10 protein-coding genes and 1 tRNA gene are annotated in these 10085 nt (G+C 55.5%); 4 read left to right on the top strand and 7 right to left on the bottom strand.

What is annotated here, in order from left to right; all coding sequences use genetic code 11:
* Positions 1-227: 227 nt before the first annotated feature.
* Positions 228-303, bottom strand: a tRNA-Phe gene (locus IM317_RS14065).
* Between the two features lie 169 nt (positions 304-472).
* On the opposite strand from IM317_RS14065, the gene IM317_RS14060 reads away from it, so the two are divergent.
* Both IM317_RS14060 and IM317_RS14055 read left to right on the top strand, forming a co-directional pair.
* Complete coding sequence (locus tag IM317_RS14060) at positions 473-1318, top strand: AraC family transcriptional regulator (RefSeq protein WP_033144448.1); 846 nt, start codon at positions 473-475, stop codon at positions 1316-1318.
* Between the two features lie 36 nt (positions 1319-1354).
* Positions 1355-1945 carry a LysE family translocator gene (locus IM317_RS14055; RefSeq protein WP_033144449.1) on the top strand — a complete coding sequence of 197 codons (591 nt, stop codon included), beginning with the start codon at positions 1355-1357 and terminating at the stop codon, positions 1943-1945.
* Here IM317_RS14055 and IM317_RS14050 read toward each other — a convergent pair.
* The 5 genes from IM317_RS14050 to aspA all read right to left on the bottom strand — a co-directional run bounded on the left by IM317_RS14050 (position 1942) and on the right by aspA (position 7524).
* Entirely contained in the window at positions 1942-2517 is a 576-nt protein-coding gene (locus tag IM317_RS14050) for a transcriptional regulator (protein ID WP_032641387.1), read from the bottom strand. The genes IM317_RS14055 and IM317_RS14050 overlap by 4 nt on opposite strands.
* Positions 2518-2566: 49 nt before the next feature.
* On the bottom strand, positions 2567-4258 hold the full coding sequence (locus tag IM317_RS14045; RefSeq protein WP_033144450.1) for a protein-disulfide reductase DsbD: 1692 nt from the start codon (positions 4256-4258) through the stop codon (positions 2567-2569).
* Positions 4234-4557 carry a divalent cation tolerance protein CutA gene (cutA, locus tag IM317_RS14040; protein WP_014168278.1) on the bottom strand — a complete coding sequence of 108 codons (324 nt, stop codon included), beginning with the start codon at positions 4555-4557 and terminating at the stop codon, positions 4234-4236. Before cutA ends, IM317_RS14045 begins: the two co-directional genes overlap by 25 nt.
* A gap of 113 nt (positions 4558-4670) precedes the next feature.
* Positions 4671-5972, bottom strand: coding sequence for an anaerobic C4-dicarboxylate transporter (locus IM317_RS14035; protein WP_023334226.1), 1302 nt, complete (start codon positions 5970-5972; stop codon positions 4671-4673).
* A 115-nt stretch (positions 5973-6087) separates the two neighbouring features.
* The gene (aspA, locus tag IM317_RS14030; protein ID WP_003855923.1) at positions 6088-7524 is read right to left on the bottom strand and encodes an aspartate ammonia-lyase; all 1437 of its coding nucleotides are present in this window, start codon (positions 7522-7524) and stop codon (positions 6088-6090) included.
* Between the two features lie 335 nt (positions 7525-7859).
* Between aspA and IM317_RS14025 the strand changes: the two genes are divergently transcribed.
* The gene (locus IM317_RS14025; RefSeq protein ID WP_023616652.1) at positions 7860-8324 is read left to right on the top strand and encodes an FxsA family protein; all 465 of its coding nucleotides are present in this window, start codon (positions 7860-7862) and stop codon (positions 8322-8324) included.
* Between the two features lie 24 nt (positions 8325-8348).
* Here IM317_RS14025 and yjeH read toward each other — a convergent pair whose 3' ends face one another.
* Positions 8349-9599, bottom strand: a complete 1251-nt coding sequence (yjeH, locus tag IM317_RS14020) for an L-methionine/branched-chain amino acid transporter (protein WP_033144451.1) — start codon at positions 9597-9599, stop codon at positions 8349-8351.
* Between the two features lie 178 nt (positions 9600-9777).
* Here yjeH and IM317_RS14015 point away from each other — a divergent pair, with 178 nt between their 5' ends.
* Positions 9778-10071, top strand: a complete 294-nt coding sequence (locus IM317_RS14015) for a co-chaperone GroES (protein WP_003855929.1) — start codon at positions 9778-9780, stop codon at positions 10069-10071.
* The last annotated feature ends 14 nt before the right edge of the window (positions 10072-10085 follow it).

Genomic DNA, 10085 nt, shown 5'->3' with positions numbered 1-10085 from the left:
GGAACTGCCAGGCATCAATTAGAAGAACCCCGTACCGTAAGGTGCGGGGTTTTTTGCTTTGTGCGCGCAGAAAAGCCCGATGGCGCTTAGTAGGCCGGATAAGGCAAAGCCGCCATCCGGCAACGCAGACCGCACGATCCCACGACAAAGAGAAATAAGAATACAAAGAAGGGATGTATAAACGCAGAAAAGCAAAAACCCAGCCATAGGCTGGGTTCTTTAAATAGTGGTGCCCGGACTCGGAATCGAACCAAGGACACGGGGATTTTCAATCCCCTGCTCTACCGACTGAGCTATCCGGGCAACGGAGCGCATTAAACCGCAATCACGCTCGATCGTCAACATTATTTCGGGAAAAGCTGTTCAACTGCTTAAGTTTGCGGCAATCTGTCCGCTTTCGCCGTGAAAATGCACAAATCTTCCAGACACAACCAGCGTAATACGGCAATGCTGATAGCAAGAGGAGGACAGTATGGCGAATGACTGGCTTGAACTGCGTCAGCATGCAGATACGGGTATTGAGACGATTAAAGCGCATTTCGAAGGGCATGCCTTTGATCCGCACTGGCACGATAGCTATCTGGTAGGGATAACCCTCTCCGGCACGCAGCAGTTTCACTGCCGCCGTGAGCGTCATCGTAGCCAGCCGGGCGACGCATTTCTCCTCGAACCTGGCGAGATCCACGACGGTGATGCGCCTGTAGAGGGCGGCTTTACCTATTTGACCTTCTATCTGGATGAGCGCTGGCTTACCCGTGCGCTACAAGGGCTTTACGAATCTACTCCCGGGAGATATTCACTCCACTTTGCCCAAACGCTAACGCGGGAGCCGCAGCTGGTGCGTGCTATCGGTGAGACATTTTCCACCCTGCATAATGACGAGATGAAAATCGTTCAGCAGAGCACAATGGATAATCTGCTCTCCCGGATCACCGCCCACTGCCACTGGCGTAAAAAACTGCCGTCGCAGTTACAAAGCGCTGCCGTGGCGCACCGTGCGCGCGACTATCTCTTTGCTCATATCGGCGAGAACGTAGGGCTGTCAGACCTTGCGCGCGAGACGGGCACGGATCGCTTTACCCTGACGCGCTGTTTTAAGCGCGAGTTCAACCTGGCGCCACACGCATGGCTTATTCAGCTTCGTCTGGCAAAGGCCCGACAGCTGCTGGCGCGTGGGGACCAGCCCGTTGATGTGGCTGCCACAGTGGGTTTTGCCGATCAAAGCCATCTGGGACGTTGGTTTCAGCGTGCTTACCGTATCTCTCCTGCACACTACCGACGGTTGTGCACAAACCTTCCAGACGTTTCCAAAAAATAACGGCACATTCATGGCTCTAATAAAAAGGAGCCACCCGTGAGTTTGATACCCTTTCTGTTGTTCGCATTTGTCGCCTCCATTACGCCGGGGCCGACCAATATTCTCGTGCTGACGAACAGCCAGCACTTTGGCGTAAAAAATACCGTACCTGCTATTCTGGGCGGATGTATCGCGGCCAGTGCGATTGTGCTGGTATCAGGCGCGGGCGCAGGGGAAGTGCTGCGTCAGTATCCTCTGATACGTCAGATAATGAGCTGGACAGGCGTGCTGTGGCTAAGCTGGATGAGCTGGCAGCTGTTTCGCGCCCCGGCTGCCCGTCTCTCCGCTGAGAACCGTATTCGATTCACCGCGCGGGCGGCGGCGCTGCTGCAGGTTGTGAACCCCAAAACCTGGATGATGGCGCTGGCCGTCGTCAGCCTGTTTGCCCCAGCTGGTGACCATGCATTGCGGGATATTGCGCTAATGGCGCTATGGTTTCTGCTGATCTCGATAGCCTGTTTGATGTGCTGGGCGTGGTTGGGTAAAGCGGTGAACCGAATTTTTTGCACCACCGTGGCGATGGTGCGGTTTCAGCGCCTGATGGCGCTGTGTCTGCTCGTCTCCGCCTGGGCGGGCATGCTGGCTTAGGTCAGCGCTCCACCCATTCTGCATTGGGCAAAGCGTAGAATATCTTCCGCCAGGCGGTGCGCCGTATCCACATCGGCCTGGCTACGGTTCACCAGCATGCGGCTGAGGCAACCTTCCAGCACCAGCTCCATCTGTTTAGCCACCATCGCAGGGTCATCGACTTCCAGCGTGGTCAGCAGTTCGTGGGTAAAGTCATGCGCCGCCCGTTTTTGCTGATCCGCCAACTGGTGAATAGGATGGCCAGGGTCAGGAAAATAAGTGCAGGCGGCGATGAACAGACAACCCGGGTAGCGGTTGTTGCTGACGCATTCCGTCAGGGCAGTATAGCGCGCCAGCAGCTTTTGCTCCGCGGTCAGTTCTTCATTCAGCATCAGTTGTCTGCGCCAGACATCAACCTGCTGGCTGAGATAGCGCAGGGCATCATAGAGTAGCGCCTCTTTATCCGGCCAGAAGCGCTTAAGTTCATCCAGGGGATAATCGATACGGTCGGCTACCATCTCAAGCGTGGTGCTGGCGATCCCTTGAATCTCAAGTAGTTGCAGGGCTTGTCCCAGTACGTCTTCACGTTGCACGGTTATCTCCTCCGCTATTCCCAACGGTTTGTCCCGCTTAAAGTGTTGTTTACGGTTGGCGATTGCGCAAATGCGCGCTAAATGCCGCTGCATCCATAAACCCGGTTACACGCTGCTCAGGCTGCTCCTGGCCCTGTTGATTGAAGAACAGAATGGTTGGCAGCCCGAGTACGTTAAGCTGCTTCAGCAGAGCCTTATCCTGCGCATTATTGGCGGTCACGTTAGCCTGGAGCAAAACGGTCTCTTTCAGGGCGCTTTGCACCTGTGGATCGCTAAAAGTATATTTTTCAAACTCTTTGCAGGCGACACACCAGTCGGCATAGAGATCGAGCATCACCGGTTTGCCATTCGCCTCTGCCAGAGCGCTGTTAAGTTCATCCACGTTTTTTATCTGGGTAAAGTTCAGATGCGCCTGGGTCTGACTCACCGGTGTGCCGAACGCCCAGTCCTGCAGAGGGCGTACGCTCACCAGCGCGGCAGCCAGCAGCAGGATTTGCACCAGGCGCATCCATGGCTTCTTCGCCCCCAGGCTGACGATAAACGCCCAGGCAAAGAATGCTACGCCGAGCATCGCCCACAGGCGTAAACCCCAGGCGTCGCCGATGATACGCTCAAGAAGGAACACCGGCAGCGCGAGGATGACAAAACCAAATGCGGTTTTCACCGTCTCCATCCACGGGCCGCTCTTCGGCAGAAGTCGATTGCCGAAAACCGTGACCAGAATCAGCGGCAGACCCATGCCGAGCGCGTAGAGGTACAGCGTACCCCCGCCGAGCCACATGTTACCGCTCTGGGCGATGTACAGCAGGATAGCGCTCAGCGGTGCGGTAGTGCAGGGAGAGCAAATCAGCCCGGCAATGGCACCCATCGCGAACACGCCGCCTGCGGAGCCGCCCTGCTGACGGTTGCTCATCAGCGTTAAGCGCGTTTGCAGCGAAGAGGGCAGCTGTAGCGTGAACAGGCCAAACATTGACAGCGCCAACAGGATAAACATCGCTGACAGGCCAATGAGAACATAAGGGTGCTGGAGTGCCGCCTGGAACTGTAACCCGGCAGCGGCAACCACAAGGCCAAGGGCTGTGTAGGTTAGCGCCATTCCTTGCACGTATATAAAAGCCAGCAGCAGGGCGCGGGCGGTAGAAAGACGCTGTTTGCCGCCCAGCACGATGCCAGAGATGAGCGGATACATCGGCAACACGCACGGCGTAAAGGCAATGCCGATACCAATCAGTAACGCCCACAGCGCTGAGAACGGAAGGTCAGCGCGGTCGTTGGTTTTCTCAACCGCAGGGACCGGCGTTACAGCAGCAGTCACTTTCACTTCGCTAAGCGGCACGACTTTCGTTTCCGGCGGATAGCAGAATCCGGCGTCCGCGCACCCCTGGTAGGTCACCGTCAGCGTCGCGCCTTTATCCGCCTGATTCACCGTAACGGGCACGCTCAGGCGCTGGCGGTAGATTTCACTCTTGCCGTAGAACTCGTCCTCGTGCCACTCGCCAGCGGGCAATTGTAATGCGCCCACGTTTGCCTGGGCAGGGGTAATGCTCACCTGCTTGCGATAGAGGTAATAGCCCTCTTTCACCTGCCAGGTGAGCGTCAGATCGTGCTGGTTCTGCTGAAAATCGAAAACAAACGCCTGGTCGGCAGGAATAAAGTTCGAACGGCCGGGCGCGTCAAACAACCCGGCAAAAGCTGACGTGCTGCATAGCAGCAGGATCAGCGTAAGGAAGCGTTGAGCCATGAGAGATAGTCGTTATCGCCGTGAACCACTGGCAGCACCAGCAGTTCCGGAGTTTGGTAAGGATGATGAGATTTGAGGCAGTCCAGGAGAGCCTGCTGATTCGCCAGATTGGTTTTGAGCAACATCTGGACTTCGTACTCTTGCTCCAGTTTGCCTTCCCAGTAATAAAGGGAGGTAGCACCGGGGAGGAGCGTCACGCAGGCAGCCAGTTTTTCGGCCAGCACTTTGGCGGCGAGATCCTGGGCAGAGGCTTCATCAGGGGCGGTACACAATACGACAACAGCATCAGGCGTGTTCACAAGTCGACCTCCTCATCACGAAAGGCTTCACTATATCACGCAAGGCGGTTGGTCATTAATGAAACGGGCCGCAGAGCGGCCCGATTTTAACTATTTTTACAACCACTCACCGTTTACAGCACCACGCCGCCAATGATAAAGCCGAGGATCACGCAAAGTGAAATGGCGACCACGCCCGGGATCAGGAACGCGTGGTTAAACACATACTTACCGATACGGGTTGAGCCGGTGTCGTCCATCTCCACCGCCGCCAGCAGGGTTGGGTAGGTTGGCAGAACGAACAGGGCAGAAACCGCCGCGAAAGAGGCAATCGCCGTCAGTGGCGTTACGCCCAGCATCAGTGCCGCAGGCATCAGCGCTTTGGTGGTCGCCGCCTGGGAGTAAAGCAGGGTAGCGGCAAAGAACAGCACCACCGCCAGCAGCCACGGGTAGTTGTGGAGCAGGTCGCCAGCGACGGTCTGAATGTCGCTGATGTGCGCTTTCACGAAGGTATCACCGAGCCACGCCACGCCCAGTACGCATACGCAGGCGCTCATACCGGATTTAAAGGTGCTGGCGTTCAGCACTTCGCTGGTGTCGATTTTACAGGTGATGCTAATCAGCGTCGCGATGGTCAGCATAAACACTACAATCGCTTCGTTACGCGGCAGGACAGGGTTCTGGATCAGGCCCACGGTATCGCTGATGGCGGTCGCGTAGAACATCACCGCGACAATACCGATCAGGAACAGCAGCACGGAGCGTTTTGCGTGCGGCTTCAGCTCGAAGACCTGGCTGCCGCGCAGTCTCACTTCACCCTTGGCGAGGCGTTCCTGGTAAACCGGATCGTCTTTCAGTTCAGCGCCGAGGAAGTTACACAGCACGGCAGTAATCATCACCGCGATCAGCGTCACCGGGATACAGATCGCCAGCAGCGTCAGGTAGCTCACGCCCATCGGCTCCAGAATACCGGCGAAGAAGACCACCGCAGCGGAAATCGGCGAGGCGGTAATCGCAATCTGGGACGCGACGACGGCAATAGAGAGCGGACGAGACGGACGGATACCCTGCTCTTTCGCCACTTCGGTAATCACCGGCAGCGTAGAGAAGGCGGTGTGGCCCGTACCGGCGAGAATGGTCATAAACCAGGTCACCAGCGGGGCAAGGAAGGTAATGTATTTTGGATGGCGGCGCAGCATACGCTCCGCCAGGCTTACCAGGTAGTCCATACCGCCTGCCACCTGCATGGCGGCGATAGCGGCAATAACTGCCATGATGATTTCGATAACGTCGAACGGGATTGCGCCGGGTTTAATCTGAAAGATAAGGGTAAGAACGAGCACCCCGAGACCGCCGGCAAAACCGATGCCGATACCCCCGAGTCTTGCTCCCAAATAAATCGCCAACAAGACGATGACGAGTTCTGCTCCAAACATAAGGACCTGCCTTGCTTATTAACAAGTTGATATTGAATTGTTGTATTTAGGTAACGCCTAAAAAGAAAAAAGGCACGTCACAAGTGACGTGCCTTAAGAAGCCTAGCCAGAACGGTTACTGTTCGCTTTCATCGGTATATCGTTTCGCTTTATATGCCGGGTGCATCAGGTTCTGGGCCGAGAAGATATCGTCCAGCTCAGCTTCGGTCAACAGCCCGCGCTCCAGCACCACTTCACGTACGCTCTTACCGGTTTCGGCGCAAATCTTACCGACGATATCACCGTTGTGGTGACCGATGAACGGGTTGAGGTAGGTGACGATCCCGATGGAGTTATAGACATAACCCTCACAGACTTCTTTATTCGCCGTGATGCCGTTAATGCATTTTTCCAGCAGGTTGTAGCAGGCGTTGGTCAGAATGTGGATGGATTCAAACATCGCCTGGCCAATCACTGGCTCCATCACGTTCAGCTGCAGCTGACCCGCTTCCGAGGCCATGGTCACGGTTGTATCGTTACCGATGACTTTGAAGCAAACCTGGTTCACCACTTCTGGCACTACCGGGTTCACCTTGGCTGGCATGATGGATGAACCGGCCTGCAGCTCTGGCAGGTTGATTTCATTCAGGCCAGCGCGCGGACCGGAAGAGAGCAGGCGCAGGTCGTTACAGATTTTGGACAGTTTCACCGCCAGACGTTTCAGGGCGCTGTGTACCATGACGTAGGCGCCGCAGTCGGAGGTGGCTTCAATCAGGTCTTCTGCAGGCACAACCGGCAGGTTAGAGACTTCAGCCAGCTTCTGTACCGCCAGCTGCTGATAGCCATCCGGGGTGTTCAGACGCGTACCGATGGCGGTGGCGCCCAGGTTCACTTCCAGCAGCAGCTCGGAGGTGCGCAGCAGGTTTTTGGTCTCTTCGTTCAGCAGTACGTTAAACGCGTGGAATTCCTGGCCGAGCGTCATCGGCACCGCGTCCTGCAGCTGGGTACGACCCATTTTCAGGATGTCCTGGAACTCAACCGCTTTACGCTGGAAGCCATCACCCAGCTGGTTGATCGCGTCCACCAGTTTCACTACAGAGGCATACACCGCGATACGGAAGCCGGTAGGGTAGGCGTCGTTGGTGGACTGGCATTTGTTAACGTGGTCGTTCGGGTTCAGGTACTGGTATTCACCTTTCTGGTGACCCATCAGCTCCAGGCCAATGTTTGCCAGTACTTCGTTAGTGTTCATGTTGACGGAGGTGCCCGCGCCGCCCTGATAGACGTCAACCGGGAACTGGTCCATGCATTTGCCGTTGTTCAGCACTTCATCGCAGGCCGCGATAATCGCATTTGCCGCGCTTTTAGGAATGGTTTGCAGCTCTTTGTTGGCCAGTGCTGCGGCTTTCTTCACCATCACCATGCCACGGACAAACTCAGGGATGTCGCTGATTTTGCTGTTGCTGATGTAGAAGTTTTCAATCGCTCTCAGAGTGTGGACACCGTAGTAGGCATCCGCTGGAACTTCCCTGGTACCCAACAAGTCTTCTTCGATACGAATGTTGTTTAACATGTGAACCTTCTTTTCAAGCTGCCGATGGATTGTACTAAACACACAGTATTTATGTGGTTTTGAATATTTTCTGGCCGACGATTATTCCCTCAATCAGCCAGATGTTCGAGATCATATGCTGATGATAGCGAATTGCCGTAAGCTGGATCACTTATTATCGAGCCGATTCCATGATAATTATTAATCTGTGAAATGGGTCACCGCTTTATAATTTCCAAAAAAAATATCCGTGCAAACTGATTGAATTTTCGCTAACCGTCACCATCTCATACAAACGCGCGTCGCGAACACATTCAGACAGGGGCCCGATGGCCTCTGCCACACAGGAGATGCCAGTGCGCTGGATACCGTTTATTGCTTTCTTTCTCTATGTTTACATTGAGATTTCCATTTTCATCCAGGTTGCCCATGTGCTGGGCGTCCTGCTGACGCTGATTCTTGTGATTTTCACCTCCGTCATCGGCATGTCGCTGGTGCGTAATCAGGGTTTCAAAAATTTCCTGATAATGCAGCAGAAGATGGCCGCAGGGGAAAGCCCGGCGGAAGAGATGATCAAAAGCGTGTCGTTGATTATTGCGGGGCTGCTGCTGATCCTGCCGGGGTTCTTCACTGATTTCCTCGGCCTTCTGCTGCTTCTGCCGCCGGTGCAAAAACACCTGACCATGAAGCTGCTGCCGCATCTGCGCTTTAGCCGTATGCCGGGGGGCGGATTCAGCACCGGGCCGGGCGATACCTTTGAAGGGGAGTATCAGCGTAAGGATGAACAGCACGACCGTTTAGACCATAAAGACGATCGGTGATTTTGTTGCCCGGTGGCGCTTCGCCTACCGGGCTTCCGGTAGCGCACCGCGCTTCGGCAAAAACACCCACAGCCCTGCCAGCATGACAATCGCGTACAGACTCTTCCATCCCACCATCGCCAGCAACAGCAGGCAAAGCAAACCCCCGACGACCGCCAGAGCTTTATAGCGACCTTTCAGCAAACGACATCCCGCCAGCATGCACAGCAGGTAGATCATGATGAAAATGCCGTTGGCGTAGACGATCAGCGCGTCCAGATTGATCTTCAGTGCGTAAATACACAGCGTGCTCACCACGCAGCAGCCCAGTACGGCATTCAGGGCATTCAGCGGAAGCTGGCGTTTAGACAGGCGTGCGAGGCGATTCTCAGGTTTGTCGAGCGCCTGCGACCACACCAGCCGGGCAAAGCTCTGGATATAAATATTGAGGCTAGCAAAACAGGCGAGATAGCCGATGACACAGGCGATCCATAGCGCCTTCACGCCGAACAGTTCCACCACGATACCCGGCAGCGATGCCGCGGCGGCGAGATCCGCTCCGAACGCGTGGAAGTGTAAGACCAGCACGGTACACGCCCAATAGACCGTGCCAGCAAGCAGCAGGCCTATCATCAACGCGCGGGGGAAATCGCGTTCAGGCTGCTTAAATTCAGAGGCCAGATGGGCAAAGGCTTCCAGGCCGACAAAACACCAGAACATGACGGAGAGCGCGGCGAAAAGCTGGGAATGGTCGACGTCGGTCAGCGCAGGGAAGGGAATTTCCTTTATTGTGATATCGCCCGCCCACCAGATTGCGACAACGAGCGCGACAATCAGTACCGCAACCAGCGTCTGCAGGTTGGCGCTGGAGCTGGCGCCGCGAGAGCCCACCCACCAGACGATCGCCAGCGTACCCAGTTCGGCCAGCAATAACTGCTCGTTATGCCAGCCAAACAGCGCCTGACCAAAACCGGTCGCAATATGCAACGCCGCAGGAAGGCCAACCGGAATGACGGAGAGAAACAGCCAGCCGGTAACACGCTGCAGCCGCGGGCCAAAGGCCAGTCCGACAAAGTGCGCCACGCCGCCCGCGCTGGGGAAATGCCGCCCCAGGATGGCGAATACAATGGCTATCGGGAAAACTAATACAATCAGCGCAGGCCACGCCCATAGGCTGTTATTTCCAGCCACCAGCGCCGCCAGTGCGGGTACGGCAAACACGCCCGTACCTAACAAGGAGGTTGAGAGCAGTCCGACGCCCTGCGCCAGCCCCAGCTCCTGCTTGAGTCCACTCATTCACATCGCCCTGCCAGTACCAAAAGAGAGGCGATGGTAACACTTTCGCAAATTTTTTTTCGACTCCCCCTTGAAGGGGGAAAAAGCTATCCCCATCTCTCAGGGCACTAGTCGGAAAACCGCATGCGGGCCGGCGTCATCCATAACTGATAATGACTTTCTCAAAGGAGAGCTATCAATGAGTATTCGTCCGTTACATGATCGTGTGATCGTCAAACGTAAAGAAGTTGAAACCAAGTCTGCTGGCGGCATCGTTCTGACCGGTTCTGCAGCAGCCAAATCAACGCGTGGCGAAATCATCGCTGTCGGTAAGGGCCGCATCCTGGAAAACGGAACTGTGCAGCCACTGGACGTTAAAGTTGGTGACATCGTAATTTTCAACGATGGCTACGGCGTGAAATCCGAGAAGATCGACAATGAAGAAGTGTTGATCATGTCCGAGAGCGACATTCTGGCAATTGTTGAAGCGTAATTTACGCACGAGAA

Source organism: Enterobacter cloacae complex sp. S3 (genome assembly GCF_014930495.1).
In the GTDB taxonomy this organism is placed as follows: domain Bacteria; phylum Pseudomonadota; class Gammaproteobacteria; order Enterobacterales; family Enterobacteriaceae; genus Enterobacter; species Enterobacter asburiae_B.
The sequence above is the reverse complement of the archived record's forward strand: the minus strand, read 5'-3'. Positions and strand labels throughout refer to the sequence as shown.